15 protein-coding genes are annotated in these 17,699 nt (G+C 58.6%); 3 read left to right on the forward strand and 12 right to left on the reverse strand.

Annotated features, from left to right (window positions below; all coding sequences use genetic code 11):
* Positions 1–19 precede the first annotated feature (19 nt).
* The 12 genes from NBG89_RS31195 to NBG89_RS31250 all read right to left on the reverse strand — a co-directional run bounded on the left by NBG89_RS31195 (position 20) and on the right by NBG89_RS31250 (position 14,412).
* A complete protein-coding gene (locus NBG89_RS31195) occupies positions 20–1,732 on the reverse strand; it encodes an acetyl/propionyl/methylcrotonyl-CoA carboxylase subunit alpha (RefSeq protein ID WP_431324775.1) in 1,713 nt (570 codons plus the stop codon).
* Positions 1,729–3,321 carry a 5-oxoprolinase/urea amidolyase family protein gene (locus NBG89_RS31200; RefSeq protein ID WP_431324776.1) on the reverse strand — a complete coding sequence of 531 codons (1,593 nt, stop codon included), beginning with the start codon at positions 3,319–3,321 and terminating at the stop codon, positions 1,729–1,731. Before NBG89_RS31200 ends, NBG89_RS31195 begins: the two co-directional genes overlap by 4 nt.
* Positions 3,314–4,093 (reverse strand): LamB/YcsF family protein, encoded by a 780-nt coding sequence (locus NBG89_RS31205; RefSeq protein ID WP_431324777.1) that lies wholly within the window; start codon positions 4,091–4,093, stop codon positions 3,314–3,316. The genes NBG89_RS31200 and NBG89_RS31205 overlap by 8 nt, the downstream gene beginning before the upstream one ends.
* Positions 4,094–4,171: 78 nt before the next feature.
* Positions 4,172–5,218, reverse strand: a complete 1,047-nt coding sequence (locus tag NBG89_RS31210; RefSeq protein WP_431324778.1) for an ABC transporter permease — start codon at positions 5,216–5,218, stop codon at positions 4,172–4,174.
* On the reverse strand, positions 5,215–6,759 hold the full coding sequence (locus NBG89_RS31215; protein ID WP_431324779.1) for a sugar ABC transporter ATP-binding protein: 1,545 nt from the start codon (positions 6,757–6,759) through the stop codon (positions 5,215–5,217). The genes NBG89_RS31210 and NBG89_RS31215 overlap by 4 nt, the downstream gene beginning before the upstream one ends.
* A gap of 77 nt (positions 6,760–6,836) precedes the next feature.
* Positions 6,837–7,775 (reverse strand): substrate-binding domain-containing protein, encoded by a 939-nt coding sequence (locus NBG89_RS31220; protein ID WP_431324780.1) that lies wholly within the window; start codon positions 7,773–7,775, stop codon positions 6,837–6,839.
* Between the two features lie 85 nt (positions 7,776–7,860).
* Positions 7,861–8,847, reverse strand: coding sequence for a LacI family DNA-binding transcriptional regulator (locus tag NBG89_RS31225; protein ID WP_431324781.1), 987 nt, complete (start codon positions 8,845–8,847; stop codon positions 7,861–7,863).
* Between the two features lie 59 nt (positions 8,848–8,906).
* Entirely contained in the window at positions 8,907–9,773 is an 867-nt protein-coding gene (locus NBG89_RS31230) for a sugar phosphate isomerase/epimerase family protein (protein ID WP_431324782.1), read from the reverse strand.
* Positions 9,774–9,784: 11 nt separating this feature from the next.
* Positions 9,785–10,948 carry a Gfo/Idh/MocA family protein gene (locus tag NBG89_RS31235; protein ID WP_431324783.1) on the reverse strand — a complete coding sequence of 388 codons (1,164 nt, stop codon included), beginning with the start codon at positions 10,946–10,948 and terminating at the stop codon, positions 9,785–9,787.
* A gap of 259 nt (positions 10,949–11,207) precedes the next feature.
* Entirely contained in the window at positions 11,208–12,194 is a 987-nt protein-coding gene (locus NBG89_RS31240) for a LacI family DNA-binding transcriptional regulator (protein ID WP_431324784.1), read from the reverse strand.
* A 122-nt stretch (positions 12,195–12,316) separates the two neighbouring features.
* On the reverse strand, positions 12,317–13,390 hold the full coding sequence (locus NBG89_RS31245) for a Gfo/Idh/MocA family protein (protein ID WP_431324785.1): 1,074 nt from the start codon (positions 13,388–13,390) through the stop codon (positions 12,317–12,319).
* 41 nt (positions 13,391–13,431) lie between these two features.
* Complete coding sequence (locus NBG89_RS31250; RefSeq protein WP_431324786.1) at positions 13,432–14,412, reverse strand: Gfo/Idh/MocA family oxidoreductase; 981 nt, start codon at positions 14,410–14,412, stop codon at positions 13,432–13,434.
* Positions 14,413–14,612: 200 nt separating this feature from the next.
* Between NBG89_RS31250 and NBG89_RS31255 the strand changes: the two genes are divergently transcribed.
* From NBG89_RS31255 to NBG89_RS31265, 3 genes are read left to right on the forward strand one after another with little or no spacing between them, the layout of a single operon-like run.
* Entirely contained in the window at positions 14,613–15,557 is a 945-nt protein-coding gene (locus NBG89_RS31255) for a LysR family transcriptional regulator (RefSeq protein ID WP_431324787.1), read from the forward strand.
* 55 nt (positions 15,558–15,612) lie between these two features.
* Entirely contained in the window at positions 15,613–16,617 is a 1,005-nt protein-coding gene (locus NBG89_RS31260) for a threonine ammonia-lyase (protein WP_431324788.1), read from the forward strand.
* A gap of 13 nt (positions 16,618–16,630) precedes the next feature.
* Positions 16,631–17,698, forward strand: coding sequence for a DUF4392 domain-containing protein (locus NBG89_RS31265; protein ID WP_431324789.1), 1,068 nt, complete (start codon positions 16,631–16,633; stop codon positions 17,696–17,698).
* The last annotated feature ends 1 nt before the right edge of the window (position 17,699 follow it).

Consider the following 17,699-nt stretch of genomic DNA (forward strand, 5'->3'; position numbering starts at 1 on the left):
ACCCGCTTTCCCGGCAAGGCTAGTCGATTGAGGCAAGCTCGGCCCCGAGGCCAACAACTGTCCCCTTGGAAGCCTTGATGCTAATGCGGCCCGCCTTCGGGGCAGCAATGCGCGTTTCCATTTTCATTGCTTCGATGATTGCGACAGCATCACCCTCGCCCACTTGCGCGCCATCATCGACCAGCCACTTCTGAAGGGTTCCGGGCACCGGCGCGACGATTGCCCCCTCTCCTGCCGCCGACATCGGAGCCGTCGGCGTCTCGGGTGAGATCGCGAGGCCGGAAAACAGCGCAGCCGGTATTACCAGGGAGTGTCGCTTCCCGTCGATCTCGACGAAGCTGCGAATGACACCCGTTTCGACAAAGTCGACGCGCTGAGAAGGCTCAATCCCACGGAACTGTGTCTCGATCCAATTGGTGAAGACCTTGAATCCGTCCTCGGCGGTAAAGTCGCGTTCTTCCAGGACCGCGCGATGAAAGGGCAGAACTGAGGCGACGCCCTCGATGCGAAACTCCAAAAGCGCACGCCTGGCGCGCCTTAGCGCCTCTTCCCGGCTGTTGCCGGTGACGATTAGTTTTGCCATCATCGAGTCGTAGAGACCTGGGATTTCCGAGCCCGTTTCGACGCCAGTATCGAGGCGAATGCCAGGACCAGTAGGTGCCCTGAAACGTGTAATCAGCCCGGGTGTCGGCAGAAAGCCGCGGCCAGGATCCTCGGCATTGATGCGGAATTCGAATGCGTGGCCACGTGGCTCCGGCGTGTCCCTGATCGACAGTGGCAGGCCATCGGCGATGCGAAGTTGTTCAACAACAATGTCGACACCAGTCGTTTCTTCCGTGACTGGGTGCTCGACCTGCAGCCGGGTATTGACCTCAAGGAACGAGATGACACCGTCCTGGGACAACAGGAACTCGACGGTCCCCGCGCCAGTATAGCCGGCTTCAACGCATATTGCGCGGGCGGCGTCGTGTATTCGCCTTCGTTGGTCATCGGTGATGAACGGTGCCGGCGCCTCCTCGACAAGCTTTTGATTGCGTCGTTGCAAGGAGCAGTCACGTGTGCCCAGCACCACGGTGTTGCCATGGGCATCGGCGATGATCTGCGCCTCGATATGACGCGGCTTGTCCAGAAACTGTTCTGCATAGCACTCGCCTCGTCCGAATGCTTCCGTTGCCTCGCGAACAGCCGAATCGAAGAATTCGCCGACCTCTTCTAAGTGCCTCGCGACCTTCATGCCGCGCCCGCCCCCGCCAAATGCGGCCTTGATGGCGATTGGCATTCCGACCTGCTTTGCGAATGCTACAGCATCCGCGGCCGATGCCAGCGGGCCGTCTGACCCCCTGACAAGAGGCGCGCCAACTTTCGCTGCGATGCGGCGCGCCTCAACCTTGTCTCCAAGGGCCGTGATGACGTCGGGCTTCGGCCCAATCCAGATAAGACCGGCATCGATAACAGCTTGAGCGAACTCCGCGCGCTCGGACAAAAAGCCGTATCCGGGATGAATGGCATCTGCCTTGGCTCTCAAGGCGATGTCCAGGATCTTCTGGATATTGAGATAGGTTTCGCCTGGTCGACCCGCGCCGAGCCCGAAGGCTTCATCGGCGGCCTCGACATGAAGTGAATTGGCGTCGGCATCGGAATAGATTGCCACCGACTTGACGCCATAGTCGCGCGCTGCTCGAGCAACACGGATGGCAATCTCGCCGCGATTTGCGATAAGAATCTTTTTCATTGGTCGATGTTCCTGACAACCGGATCGAATAGCTTGAATCTGATGCGCGCGCCGATCGGAACTTGGCCAGCAAGATCGAGATGATGGCGAGCAACCACTGCGATAACCGGGTAGCCTCCAGTCAGCGGATGGTCGGCTAGGAAGAGGACGGGCTGGCCGCTATGCGGCACCTGGATTGCGCCGAGCGATGTACCCTCCGACTGTAGTTCGGCCCCGTCCCGCCTCTCGATCGCGTCCGGCCCGGAAAGACGAACGCCGACGCGGCTGGATTCTGGCGTTACCAGCCACTCTTGCGACAGCAGCGTGTCGAGACCTTGGCGCGTGAACCAATCGGTACGTGGGCCGAGCACCACATCGAGGGTCACGACATCCGCACCAGCCGGCAGACGCCCCGCTGCGGCCCCCGTGGCCGGGACAGCCGCTGCTTGCCGGTTGGCCGAAACGAGTATGTCCCCCTCAACGATTGGAGGAGGACCGACCTTGGCAAGCGTGTCGGTGGACACGGAGCCAAGCACCGGTTCGACCGCAAACCCGCCACGGATCGCCAAATAGCTGCGCGTTCCTTCTTTTGGAAAACCGAGTTCCAGTTCGTCGCCTTCATCGAGGGCGAAAGCCGTGCCGAATGGCGCCTGTATTTGCTTTCCGTTGGGCGACCGGATCGTAAGCGGGCAGGTTGCGCCGGTAACGGCGACGGTTACACGATGATCGGTCCTAAGAGTGAAACACCCGAATGCGACTTCTATCGCTCCTTCGTTCCAAGCATTTCCAACTGCAAGATTGGCATCCTGCAAGCTCCTGCGATCCATGGCTCCAGACGCTGAGACGCCCTGGTCCGCAGCGCCGCCTCTACCGAGGTCCTGAAAAAGGGCCGGACGATCGGTTCGCACGACTTGGAGACCGTGTGCTGCTGCCCGTTTCGAAGATTTCGCCGCTGGTGGCCTTCCGCTCGCGATCGCCACCGGCGACTTTGCCATGTCGACGAAGCGCACCCGGTCACCTGGCGCCAGCAGAGCCGCGCGGGGACGCGTCGTGTCCCAGACTGCCAAAGGCGTGCGACCCAATAGTTGCCACCCGCCTGGGCTATCTGAAGGGTAGATGCCGCCGAACTTGCCTGCGAGGGCAACGGAACCCGCTGGGATCCTCACTCTCGGTGTCGTGCGGCGAGGGACGTCAAAGCCGACATCGTCGCATGTCATATAGGCAAAGCCCGGCGCAAACCCGGTGAAGGCGACGGTGAAGGTTGCTTGCGAATGTCGCCTGATCACCTCGTCGATGGTCCATCCGAGTATTTCGGCGACATCTTTCAGATCCTCGCCGTCGTAGGTCATCGGGATATCGAAGGTTTGGCCCTTGCGCACCGTGTCGGTAGACAGATCAATACGCGCAATCGCCGCCGCCAAACGCTGAGGGTTCGTCGTCAGCGGATCGAACTGGACCATCAACGTGCGGGCAGCCGGTATGAGTTCTCGAACCCCGTCCGGCCGATCGGCCAAAAGCGCGTCAAGCAAGGTCAGCGTCTTTTCGAGGCTCTCCAGCTCAACGAGAAAGGCGTCGTCGCCCGACGGCAGAAAGCGCAAGGTCTCACTCATCTCGGCTTATCCCATGGGTGAAGGACCGCAGCTCAACGTGGCTTGCAGACAGTGCGGCCCGGACCGAGCGCGCCAGCGCGACGGCATCCGGGCTGTCTCCATGTATGCAGATCGACTGTGCCTCGATAGCGATGTCGGTTCCATCGACGGCGGTAATGCGTCCCTCGTGAACCAAACGCAGCATGCGCTCGCACACCGCATCGCTGTCGTGAATGACTGCACCGGGCAGCCTGCGGCTGACGAGACTTCCGTCTCGATTGTAGGCGCGATCGGCAAATGCCTCGCAAACCACAGTCAGTCCGGCCGCGCGGGCCTGCTCGACCAGCGGCGTGCCCGCAAGCGCCACCAGGATCAGTGAAGGATCGATCGCAAGTATCGCCGAAATGACATCGGATGCCTGGCGGCTGTCATGGGCGATCGTATTGTACAAGGCGCCATGCGGCTTGACATGGCGAACCGCAGTACCAGCGGCCTTCGCGAGACCCTGCAAGGCGCCAATCTGGTAGATCGTATCGCCAATGAGCTCGGCGCTTGAAGGGTCCATGTTGCGGCGGCCGAACCCGACGAGGTCTCTGTATCCGACGTGTGCCCCAACCGCGACGTTGCGCTCGGCTGCCTTGCGCAAGACACTGAGGATACCAGCCGGATCACCCGCATGAAAGCCGCAGGCGATATTGGCGCTGGTGACGATCTCTAAAATCGAGGCGTCGTCGCCCATGGCCCAAGGGCCAAAGCTTTCTCCGAGATCACTGTTGAGGTCGATGCTTGCCATTCTGTCGCCTGCCAGTTCACGTTCATGGGACGGACTGCTGAGTGTAATTCATCCCTCAGCATTCTTGCTTGGAAAATCTCAACCCCGCGCCTGTCTTGATCGTCTGTATTGATCGATGACGACGGCGAGGACGATGATGGCTCCCTTTATGATCTCCTGGTAATAGGAGCCGATCTTCAGGAAGGTGAATCCGGATGTGATGACGCCGAGGATGATGGTGCCGATCAGGGTGCCGGTTATGCGGCCGGAGCCGCCGGCCAGGGAGGTTCCACCGATGACCGCGGCGGCGATGGCGTCGAGCTCATAGGCGGTGCCCATGGTGGGCTGCGCGGAGGCGGCGCGTGCTGCGGTGACGACACCGGCGAGGCCGGAAAGGACACCTGCGACGACATAGACCTTGATGAGATGCGAGCCGATGTCGATGCCGGAGACGCGGGCGGCCTGGGGGTTTGATCCGATCGCATAGGTATACTTGCCATAACGGGTGTAGCCCAAGGCGATATGGGACAGGATCGCGACGGCAAGAAAGATCAGCACCGGCAAGGGCACCGGAAAGCCAAGGATGAGGTAGCTCTTGCCAAGCCAGGTGAATTGCGGCGTCAGCAGCCCGATCGGCTGGCCAAGCGTATACCACTTGGCAGCACCTCGGGCACAGACCATCATGCCGAGCGTTGCGATGAACGGCGGAATGCCGGTCTTGGCAATCAAGACACCGCTGATCCAGCCGGTGACCAGGCCGACGAGAAGCCCTGCCATGATCGGCCAGAGCGGGAAAAGGTCGGTCAGCGCCGGATAGAGCGCCCGCACATCCGTCGAACTTTGAGCCAGGGAGGCGGCGACCATCGCCGACAGGCCGACCACCGAGCCGGATGCCAGATCGATACCGCCGGTGATGATGACATGCGTCACACCGACGGCCAGGATGCCCGTCACCGACACCTGAAGGATGATGATCGACAGGCGCTGCTCGTTGCCGAGGAACGACGTGCCAACAAAAACCCATCCAAGGACTTCGAAGATCAGAGCGATGCCGACAAGCACAACGGCCATCGACATCTCGCTCTTGAACCTGCGCTTCAAAACTCGCTTTTCCGCCACAACCGCGGCTCCAGAGGACGACGTCATTGTGCCGCGAGCTCCATGATCTTGACCTGATCGGCCTCCGCCCGGTCGAGGATACCGGCCAGTCGCCCCTGGCGCACCGTTACGATCCGATCGCTCATTCCGAGGATCTCGGGAAGCTCGGAAGAGATCATGATGACGGCAACACCTTCGGCCGCAAGCGTGGAAATCATGCGATGGATTTCCGCCTTGGCGCCGACGTCAATTCCGCGCGTCGGCTCATCGAGAATGAGCACGCGCGGTTTCGTCAGCAGCCAACGCCCGATCAGCACCTTCTGCTGGTTGCCGCCAGAAAGATTGAGGATCTTTTCGTTCATACTGGGGGTCTTGACGCGCAAGGACTTTGTCATCTCCTCGCATTCTTCGGAAAGGCGCTTCTGCTGCACGAAGCCGTTCTTCACGTAACCGCCGTGAAGGGCTGCCAACTGCATGTTTTGCTGGATGTCGAGGAGCAGGAAACAGCCTGACTCCTTACGGTCCTCCGTCAGGAACGCCATTCCGTTTTCCATGGCGATACTTGGCGAACTGACCTTGATCTCCTTTCCGTCGATCGCAATCGTTCCCGAGGTGGCCGGGGTGACGCCGAAGATCGTCTCGGCAATGTTGGAACGACCCGCCCCTACGAGGCCCGCGATCCCCAATATTTCCCCGGAACGCAGATCAAACGAGACGTCTTCAAACACACCCTTCAAGCCGAGATTCCGGACGCTGAGCACGACGTCGCCAATCTTTGACTCGACCTTCGGAAACATCTGGGAGATTTCTCGCCCAACCATCATTCGGATAACCTCATCACGGGTCAGTTCCTTCGACGGTTTGGTAGCGATGTGCTTGCCATCGCGGAAAATGGACACTTCGTCCGCGATTTCAAAGAGCTCGTTCATTTTGTGCGTGATGTAGATGATCCCTTTCCCTTGCTCTCTCAGCGTCCTGATGATCCGGAAAAGGTGTTCGACCTCACGTTCGGTCAGAGCGGACGTCGGTTCGTCCATGATGAGCACGTCCGACTGGTATGAGACAGCCTTCGCAATCTCGACCATCTGGCGGCTGGCGACAGTAAGCTGCCCGACCATCTCGTCGGGATCGAGATCGATACCGAGTTCCTTGAAGAGCTTATAGGTCCGGGTGCGCAGTTCCTGGTGGTCGACCAGGCCGAGCCGGTTCTTCGGCTCGCGACGAATCCAGATATTTTCCGCGATCGTCATGTGATTCATCAAGTTGAGTTCCTGATGGATCATTGCAATGCCATTGTCGAGCGCATCCAGAGGGCTGCGAAGTTTGATCGGAAGCGTGTTTAGATAAAATTCGCCCCCGTCGGGTGTGTAGATCCCCGCGATGATTTTCATCAGTGTGGACTTGCCGGCGCCATTTTCGCCCATCAAGGCGTGTACGGTCCCGCGCCGCAATCGAAACGACACGTTGTCGAGCGCTACGTTCCCGGCGAACTCCTTACGGACATTTTCCACCTCCAGGAGGTATTCGACTTTCGGAATTGCCCCACTCTCTCGTACGGCCTTGATAGTTGAGGGAGAGATTGTTTCCATTTGGCAAGCCTTTCCATGACCGATCTTCTACGCCCGACAGGGGAGCACTTGCGGCGCCCCTGTCGGTTGGTCTGCGACTAGTTCTTCGCGAGGTACTTTTCGACGTTGGCCGGGTTGACCAGTTCGTAGGGGATCCACAGCGGCGACTCGACCTTCTCGCCCTTGGCAAGCTTCATGGCGACCGTGACGGAGCCGGCTCCCTGGCCGATGGCATCCTGGAAGACAGTGACCTGGAGGTCGCCATTTTGCATGTAGTGCATGGCTTCCTTGGTCGCATCGACGCCGGCGATGACGACATCCTTGGCATCAATGCCTGCTGCCTTCACGGAGTTGATCGCGCCAATCGCCATCTCGTCGTTGTTGGAGATGATCGCAGCGGGCTTGTAACCAGCTGTAATCCAGTTCGTTACCAGATCCTGAGCCTTGACCGGATCCCAGTTTGCGGATTGTTCGTCGATGATTTTCATGAAATTGCACTCGGACGTCGCGGCCACCTCGTGGACCGCCTGGCTGCGCAAGACCGCCGTTTCATTCGCCAGAACGCCCTGGATGATCAAGATCCCGGCATCATCGGTCTTTCCGCGTTCCTTGAGGACACGGCAGACCTCCTGCGCCTCCAGCGTGCCCGCCACCTTTTCGTCCGAACCGACAAATGCTGCCTTGGGACCGAGTTCGTGCACATCGCTCGGCGTGTTGTTGACGTATACCAGCGGAATGCCTGCGTCCGCGGCCATCTTCGTCATCGTCGGCGTCGCCGACGTTTCCACCGTGTTGACGATGATTGCGTCAACCTTTGCGGCGATGAAATTCTGGACCTGGGACAGTTGCTTGTTGACGTCGCCCTCAGCGAATTCGATCTGGAGTGGCTGTTTCACCTTGGCAGCTTCGTCCTTCATACCTTGAACAAGTACCGCGAGGTTGGAGTCGCTATGCGAGATGGATACACCGATGTCGCCGGCAAAGGCGGTGGAAGCCAGAAGTGTGATTGCCGCAGTCCAAACAGTCATTCGCTTCATTTTCATTCCCCTTGCTTTAGTCGGGTGTCCGGTAGCACCCACCAATGATCCGGAACGTCCTCGTCCGCTTGAGGACGCCTCTGGTTCAAGCCGATTGCCGAACCTTGAGCTCAAATGGCAAAATGATGCTGCGATCGTGCTGTTGGTCCGCCCTTGGGGTTTCGAGCAATTCGGCGATCGCGGGTCCAAAGTCGAGTGCTGGAACCTTCACCGTTGTCAGCCACGGCGCCAGCCATTCATTGAGGCGGTTGTCATCAAAACCGAAAATGACCAGATCATCGGGGACGCGAAGGTTACGCTCGATGGCTGCACGGTAAAAACCGTATGCGATCATGTCGTTGGCGCAGAACACGCTATACTTTTGTCGCGCACCGTCGAGTAAACGACAGGCGTGCTCGTATCCCGCCTGCATCGTGTAAGCGCTTTCGAATTGCATGACGGATGTCGTGTCGCCGATTCCGGAAAGAAATCCATCCAGTCTCGCGGTGCTCCCGGAGTAGTGGCGTGGTCCGTGGATGGCGACGCAATTCCTGTACCCGCGCTCGACGAAATAGCGCCCGACCGCCAGCCCTGCCTGAAAGTTGTCGATCCCGACATAGGGTGCATTCATCCCCTTGGCCGGACGTCGATTGACAAAGATCAAGTTGCCCTGCTGGGCGACCAATTCCCTCAGTTTCGGCGTGTCGATTGCACCTTGGAGGACAATCGCCCTTGCACGAAGGCCTTGCGCATCAGCCAGCAGTCGGTCTTGTTGGGCCGCGTTTTCACCTGTGTTGGCAAGCACCATGGAAAGGCCGACCCCTTTGAGGGCGCTCTCCACAGACACCGCAATGTCAGCCGTAAAATGGTTTGTCGCATCGGGTACCAGCATGACGACAACACGGCTTTGGGCCAGCCGAAGCGATCGGCCGATCTCGGATGGTGTGTAGCCGAGCACCTTGGCGGCATGACGCACGCTTTCCAGCGTACGAGGCGAAATGGCGTCGGCCTTCCCGGAAAAATAACGTGATACGGTCGCTGTCGAGACACCCGACAGTCTTGCCACGTCACGGATCGTAGGAGGTTTGGTCATTTCGCCTCATTCTTGAAAATGCGTGCGGTGTTAACGATTACATAGCGTTGTTTGTGTCGCTATAGTTTAGCGGCGTTGGCCTTTGCATTGGCTGCATCGACGAGCGGCTTGAGGTATTCCAGGGAGACGCGGGCGACCCAGTCGGGCTCGATGCCACGCTTGTGGAAGCCGCATTCCATCGACAGGTAGCCATCGAAGCCGGTCTGCGCCAGCGCCTCGATGAGCGCCGGGAAGTCACCCCTGCCCATGCCGGGTGGCAAGCGATCATTGTCGGAGGCATGGATATGGACGAGGTCCTTGCCCATGGCATAGACGTAGTCGCTCATCACCTCTTTTTCGGTGATGACGTGATGGCTGTCGAACATCAGCCGAACGTTGGGCTCGCCGACGTCCTTCATCATGTCGATGGTGTTGTCGCAGGTATTGACGATATTGCTGTCTTCCGGGGTCGGCTCGATCACGATCTCGACGCCGAAGTCCTGAGCAAAGCGCGCAATCTCGCCGATGGCCTGCTTGGCCCAATCCCATGCCTGGCGGTAGGTTGTGCCGAAGATATACCAGCCAGGCAGGCAGATCAGCCGCTTGCCGCCCCAGTCGGCGGTCAGCTTCACCATGTCCTTGTAGTGGTCGATCGCCCAGCGACGCTCTTCCGGGATCGGCGAGGCAACGTTGTTGCCAGGCCCGCCGCCGTGGGCTGGCAGCATTGCCGCCAGCTCCAGGCCATAATCCTTGAGCATCTTGCCGATGTCCTGGCGGCGCTGCGCACTCAGCGTCGGCGGGAAGACATGCGGACTGGCCGCACCGATCTCGATCGCGTCATAACCGATCTTCTTGACGCGCTTGATGGTTTCTTCGAGCGTGTAGGCCGGCAACCACGTCGGGTTGCTTGCATACGGCCAGGTGTGCATTGCAAGCTTGATTGTCATCGAACGTCTCCTCAGCCAGCCGTCTGCTTGATGGTTTCCCAGGCACCGGTCTCACCCGAGACGAGAATGGCTTCGGCAATGCGTTCGATCTGCACCCCGTCCTTGAAGTCCGGCGAAGCCGGCTTGTTTTCGGCAATGGCCTTGAGGAAGTTGTACCATTCGATCGACTTGATATCGATGTAGCCCTGCCCCATGCCGGCCACTGGCCACAGCTTGTCGCCAAAGGGCTGGTTCGGCCCGGAATAGATCGTACGGAAGCCGAACGCGTCGGCCGGATCGTTGGCAAACGCGACGCGCAGCTCGTTGAGACGCTGGTAGTCGAAAGCGATGGAGCCGCGGGTGCCGTGGATCTCAAAGCCCAGCTGATTGTGATGGCCCCAGGAGTTGCGGGTCACCTCGATGGTGCCGTGAGCGCCGTTCGAGAACTTGATCATCGTCAGCGCGGTATCGTCGACGTCGACCTTGCCCTTCTCCGTGGACGCAGCCCCGCTCGGACCAAAGAAGCGGCCCGCCGGCAGCGGCCGCTCCGGGATGAAGGTCTTGACGATTGCGTTGACCTGCTCGAACTCACCGACCAGAAGGCGCGCGGCATCGATCACGTGCGTTCCGATATCACCAAGCGTACCCGAACCCGCCAGAGCCTTGTTGAAGCGCCAGGAGAGCGGCTTTTCCGGGTCAGCGCCCCAATCCTGCAGATAGTAGCCACGGAACGTCAGGATGTCGCCAATGCGTCCCTCTTCGATCAGCTTCTTGGCCATCTGCAGGGCCGGCGTATGGCGGTAGTTGTACGATACCATCGTCACCACGCCGGTTTCGTTGGCCGCCGCCAGCATTTCTTCAGCCTCGGCAACCGTCATCGACATCGGCTTTTCACACATGATGTGCTTGCCGGCCTTGGCCGCCGCGATGGCGATCTGCGCATGCGTGCTGTTGGGCGTGCAGATGTCGACGATGTCGATGTCGGGACGCGAAACGACCTCGCGCCAGTCGGTTGCGTATTCCGTAAATCCATACTGTTTGGCAGCGTTCTGTGCCAACTCCTCGTCGATATCGACGACCACCTTGCGTTCAATCTCGACGGGCGAGCCGAACAGGATCGGCACAACCGCCGTCGCGATCGAATGGGCCTTGCCCATAAAGCCTGTTCCAATCAGCGCAACGTTCAACTTCTTCACCGCAAAAGCCTCCATTTGGCCGGAAATCCAATCCCGCACCTGCTACACCGGACCAAACCTGCGCATGGCCCGTCAAAAAACTGTAATGTTAACGTATACAACACGAGGATTTTCCCAATGTCAACGATTACATTGGAATTGTGCACCGGCTAGTGGCTGTGTCGCCGAAACGGTTTGCATCATAGCGAAAGTCGGCGCCAGCGCCGCCAGTCCCGGCACTCATGCCAAGGACAAAAACCCTGCTCTAAGGCCGCAGGTCCTAGGCAGACTGACGCAGCTTCAGCTGAAAGGGCAAGATGATGTCCGTGCGTTGATCCGGCGCCTTTGGCGGCTCGCAAATCAATTTCGCGATGGCGGGCCCAAAGTCGAATGCCGGCACCTTCACGGTCGACAGCCAGGGAGCAAGCCATTCATTCAGGCGGTTGTCATCGAAGCCGAAGAGTAGGACGTCGTCGGGTAGCCGCATCCCGGTCTCGACAGCGGCGCGATGAACGCCGTAGGCGATCATGTCGTTGCCGCAGAAAATCGCAAACCGGCGACTGCGGTCGACAAGTAGAGCCCGACCGACCTCGTAGCCTCCCTCCATTGTAAAGGGACTTTCGAAATGGAGCACCGGCGTCTCTCGACCCAGGCCGTCAAGAAAACCTTCGGTGCGCTCGCTGCTGCCAGAATATTGACGCGGACCGGAGATAACGACGCAATTGTCGTAACGTCGATCGGCGAAGTAGCGACCGACGGCCAAACCGGCCGCATAATTGTCAATTCCGACATAGGGTGCGTCAACCCCATCGGCCGGCCGGCGGTTTACGAAGATAAGATTATGTTGCCGTGCCACCATCTCGCGAATCTGAGGTGTGTCTATCGCACCTTGAACGACAATAGCTCTCGCCCGAAGACCTTGTGCATCGGTCAACAGGCGGTCCTGCTGTGCAGCGTCTTCCGAAGCGTTCGCCAGGACCATCGAAAGACCTTGATCCTTGAGGGCCATCTCAACGGATGCAGCGACATCGGCGGTAAAGTGGTTGGTCGCATCTGGTACCAGCATGACCACGACGCGGCTTCGAGCGAGACGAAGTGACCGGCCAATTTCGGAGGGCGTATAGCCCAGAGCCTCGGCGGCATTTCGCACGCTCTCCAGGGTGTCGGGCGCGATCGCGTCAGCCTTGCCGCCAAAATAACGCGAGACGGTCGCCGTGGATACGCCCGAAAGGCGAGCGACGTCGCGTACAGTGGGGGGCTTGGTCATGTCACAGTGCTCTTTAAAAATGTCAGACGCTGTTCAGTTCGTCCATTGCGTGTTGTCCAACATTTGATCAGGCGAAGGGCAGATCGTCAACGACCCCTCTTGAGACAGCCCATATAATCCACTTACGAGAGCAGAAGCCTCTTATTGGTGGTCGGGATCTTTCGTATCATCTCGCTCACCGGATGGCGCTTGCGCGGCGAGGAGCGAACTTTCTGCGGCCTTCCAGTTTGAAGCGAGCGTTCGATGGCCAGTAGCACGGTTAGGTCTGCCAAGCCTTCCTCGCCATCGGGTTCGGGACGCGTCCCGTTGATGATGCAGTCGGAAAAATAATGGATCTGCCCTGCGAACTGATCATACCTTTCAAACGAGACGTGCTCGACGTTGGATCTCGTATCAAGAACAACCCGTGTCCCGGATTCAAATCGGAAGCCATTTTCCACCCTCAGTTCACCGTGGGTCCCCACGATCCGGTAGGCATCGACGTCGTAGGCGCCAAAGCTGCAAAAGAACTCAGCCAGCCTTCCCTCCGGAAACCTCATGGTGACCGCTACGCTCGCATCGACCTCTTCAAACCGTGGATCGTCGGTCGGTCGGGCGGACATGGCGAAAACCTCGACTGGCTCCGCCTCAAAAACATGTCGCGCCGCGTTGATGCAGTAAATCCCGATGTCCTGCAACGGCCCTCCCCAATGCTCGCCCTTTAAACGGTGATTTCCGATCTGCGATTGAAACCCGAACAAGGCTGAGAAAAAGAGCGGCGTCCCGATTTTCCCAGACCGAAGACTTGTCAACGCATTCACGGTCGCAGCATCATTGTGAAGCCGGTAGCTCGTCATCAGCATTACGCCGTGACCGCGGGCCGCTTTTATCATCGTCCTTGCTTGCTCGATGGAGGTTGCAATCGGCTTTTCAACCATCACATGTTTTCCTGCCCGAGCGGCGCGAACCGCAAAGTCGGCATGCATCGGGTTTGGAACCGCTATATAGACGGCGTCGACACTATCGCTCCTCAACAGATCATCGAAGCCCCGGTAGTCGATCACCTGTTCGATCTGATGGAATTCCGCTAGCCGACGCGCGCCCTTTAAGTTACCGGAAACAATTGCGGTCACGCGTGAGTTCCCAGTCTGCGGCACTGCTGGCAAGAACGCTTCTTGAGTAATCCAGCCGGCACCAACGACAGCGTATCTGATCATGCAAGGGCCTCGATATTCCAGTTCGGATGATTGCCCGCCGACTACCGGTCATAAAAGGATGGACGCTTTTCGGAGGTGAAGCGGGCGTAACCGTCATCTTCCAGGGCAGCAACGATCTGTTCTGCAATCAAGGTCGTGACATACCCATCCCATGCGCTCGCTCCCTGGCATGGTGCCCCGTCGCGAACGGCTTTGACCCACTGGTTCAGTTGGATCGTGTAAGCGTTTCGAAAGCGCGGGATCCAGTTATTCGGGTAGCCCCTTCGATTGGATCCCGACAGGTTTTGGGCCGTTGTCTCAGGGGTGATCGTTTCTATCGTACCCTGGCGACCAACGAGCTGAGCGTGAACATGGTATCCGTACTGGCAGTTCATGAATACCTCGGTCGAAATAATCTCATTTCGATCTGTTTCCATCGTGATGAGGAGCGGGTCTCCTCCTGGCATCGAATGTACACGCGCAGATACAAGTTCCGAACCGAGGAGCCAGCGGCTGACATCAATTTCATGGACGAACGCGTTCGTCACTGACATCGGGCCGTTGAACCACTCCGGCACGACGGGGTTACGGTGAACGTTGTGCAGGATGGTGGTTGCTCCAATCGTGCCCGTTTCCTTCAGGCGCTTGAGCTCCATATAGGCCGGGTCGAAGCGGCGCATGTAGCCGACCTGTACAAGACGTTTGCCGTTGGCGATTTCAGCTTCGACGACCCCGCGTGCCTCTGCTGCGGTCATCGCGAGGGGCTTTTCGCAAAGCACATGTTTTCCCGCTTCGATGCAGGCAAGAACAAGGCCTGCATGGGTCGCGTCCGGCGACGCCACGAGTACGGCGTCGATGCGATCGGATCTGATCATTTCCAAAGGGTCGGTTGCGACCCAATTTCCGCGCGCGGCCGCAAGCGCCCTTGTTTGGTCTGCGTCACACACGGCTGCGAGATGAGCCCCGACCGTGTCCTCCGCCAGAATGCGGGCGTGTTCCGACCCCATTACTCCAGCGCCAATGACTCCGACTGCAAGGCTCATTTCGCATTCCTCTCGGTTGACGTTTCTGCGTCCGGCGCTGTCTGCGGCCCTCTTCGGACACAATACCTTTGACGCCCAGGATGTTAACGTTTACATTACTGTATGCCCGACCACGAGGTGATCTTCCTTTAGCGATTAAGAAGCGTAATCCGGGCGAATGTCAACGATAACATCGTAGACAAGCACAATGGGAACGATCGATGTTTAGTCTGCGAAGCTTGGAAGTCTTTTACTGGGTGGGACACCTGCATAGCTTTTCTCGTGCCGCTGAAAAGCTGAATACGACGCAGCCCGGTATCTCGCAGCGCATTGGCGCGATGGAGGAGTTGATCGGCGAACCCCTCATCAACAGAACGACCAAGCCGATAACGTTGACGGCAGTTGGACGAGCTGTCTTTGGTCACGCGGAACTCATTTTGCGGCAAATTTCCGCCATGCAGGCCGATCTTCAACTCAATAGAAAAACGCAGCGAAGAGTGCGCCTTGGCGTGTCGGAGACCATCGTTCAAACCTGGCTTTCGCGCTTTCTAGAGCAATCCTCCCGCCAATTTCCGAGCATCGATTTCGATATCACCGTCGATGTTACGCCGTCGATGCTAAGGAGCTTGCAGGAAGGCGAAATCGACATGGCGCTAGCACTTGGACCATCCGTTGTAGAAGGTTTCACGTATCTGAAATTGAACGATTTTCCTCTCCACTTCCATGCAATGCCTGGCCTCGTCGCCGGACGGCATCTGACCTATAGCAATGCGGCCACCTTTCCTATCCTGACCTATCCCCGTAACACGTATCCCTACGAGCATTTGCGTGATTTGCTGTTGCGCAATACCGATCGTCCGCCGCGGATATTTACCAATTCATCGATTTCGACGATCGAGAAAATGGCGTTAGACGGGATCGGGATCGCCCTGGTCGCCGAGGGGTCGTTGCGATCAGCGGCACATGACGGCCAATTGCAGGTCCTGTCGACGGATATCGCTCTTCCGCCCTTGAGCTTCTACGCTTTCTATCCCCGCGGAGTGGGCGGCGAAATCCTCGGCGATCTCGCAAGGATCGCGCAGCGGACGTCGGCGACCCATGCCGGCGGCGCCACCCTCAAAAACGAAGTATTCGATTTCGTTATGCCAAATGATGCAATAATATAATTTCACATATCGCATCAGGCGAGCTTCAATCTTGCAAATGAAGCAGGAGCTTGATGTGACCATCCGCGCGGCCGTAACCCATTTCGAACCGACTGAAGCACAAATTGATGCGGCTCAAAGACGGATCGCACCATACGCGATCCGCACGCCAATTCTCACCAGCGAGACGCTGGATCGCATGGTCAAAGGGCGTGTTTTTCTCAAGCCCGAAAACTTGCAGCGGTCTGGTTCCTTCAAGCTTCGCGGCGCATTGAATCGAGCGCTTCAGCTTAATGAAGAGCAGCGCGAGGGCGGCATTGTTGCGTGGTCGTCGGGCAATCATGGTCTGGCAATATCCTACGTCGCGCGAAAGCTCGGTATCAAAGCAACAGTTCTGATGCCGCAGGAGGCGCCAAAAACGAAGATCGACGGCGTCAGAAAGAATGGCGCTGCGGTTCGTCTTTATGACAAGACGAAGGAAGTGAGAGAGGAGATCGGCGCACAGATTGCGGCCGCGACCGGCGCCACTATCGTTCCTCCCTACGATGATCCGTTTGTCATCACCGGGCAGGCAACGCTCGGTGCCGAAATGGCCGAGCAGGTCCGGGACATGGGCCAAGTTCTTGATGCGGCGTTGTTTCCCTGCTCGGGAGGCGGATTGGTGTCGGGCGCCGCATGCGGCTTGCATACCCTGATGCCTCAAGCGTCAGTTTATAGCGTCGAGCCGCTGAACTTCGACGGGATGGCGATTTCGCTTGCCGCCGGCCAAGCGATGAAGGCCTCCGCGCAAGGCACTTCGATCTGCGATGCCCTTCTCGTCCCCGCTCCCGGGCAACTGACGCTGCCAATCTGCCGCGCCCATCTGAAAGAGGGCCTGTCCGTGACCGACGAGGAAGTCAAAGAGGCTATTCGCTTCGCATTCCAGGAACTGAAGCTCGTGGTGGAGCCTGGCGGCGCCACGGCTCTCGCCGCCGTTCTCGCAGGTAAAGTTGACGCGGCAGGCAAGTGCCTGGGCGTCTTGATCAGCGGCGGCAATGTCGACCCCGACAAATTTGCCGCCTTCGTCAATGAACAAGGTTGAATAAGGATACAAAATGCTCGATTTGCAAAGCGCAAAGGGTAAGAATATCGCTCAAACGATCGAGCAATTCATGACACTCGATCTCACCGGCGTCGGTCTCATTGCAAGGATCTACCAGGCACTCCAAAGCCGTCAGCCTGGCCCTGCCTGCATGCGGGGAGCAGAAATCATTTGTGAGCGCGTACGCAGTCACCGTGGCCCGATCGTCATTGCGACTGGCTTCCCGGAGGGAGCTGGAGTGCCCGAAACGGACGGCCCGGTCGGGGCCGCTCTGCTCGCGCGCGCCTTCTTCCTGGGGCTTGGCGTCGAGACCATCATCCTGACCGACAACGATTGGCTGGAAATGACCGTCGGAACATGCCGGGGGGCGGGACTTGCGCCACTTGCTTTCCCGCATGATGGTATCATCAAGCCGATAGACTTCGTTCGACCCGTCTATATCCGCGGTGTTCCAAAGGACGAAACTGGCTGCCGAGCGATTACTGACGAATTGCTCGACATTACCAAACCGTCCTTGGTCATAGCCATTGAGCGCCCGGGAAGAAACGATCGTGGACTGTACCACGGTCTTGGTGGTCGGCCACTCGATGGCATGGTTGCGGATCTTGACCAGTTCTTCCTGCGCGCCAAGGCGCAAAACATTCCCTTCCTGGCCATAGGTGACGGAGGCAATGAACTCGGAATGGGCGTTATCGCCGAAGAGCTGAAGACCTTCTCGCCGAAAGCCAAGGATAGCGGCCATCCTGGGCGCGGAGGCGTTGCGGCATCCACGGCGGCCGACCATTTGATCGTCTCGAACGTGTCGAACTGGGGCGCGACGGGCTTGATTGCAGCACTTTCGGCGCTGCTCGAAAAGCCGTCGATCTTTCACGACGGCGAGCTGGAGCGCAGATGCATTGAACAATGCGTGGCGTTCGGCGGCGTGGATGGCATGTTCATGGGACCCGAGCCGGCGGTGGACGGTATTGCGGCTGCGGAATGGGCCGGCCTTGTCACCACCTTGCACAATACGCTTGATCGACTGGCCGGTCGTGTAACCGGTTGGAAAGGTGACAGCGGCGACTGGCGACAGCTGAAATAGG

The organism is Rhizobium sp. YTU87027, assembly GCF_050644135.1.
Taxonomy (GTDB): Bacteria; Pseudomonadota; Alphaproteobacteria; order Rhizobiales; family Rhizobiaceae; genus Rhizobium.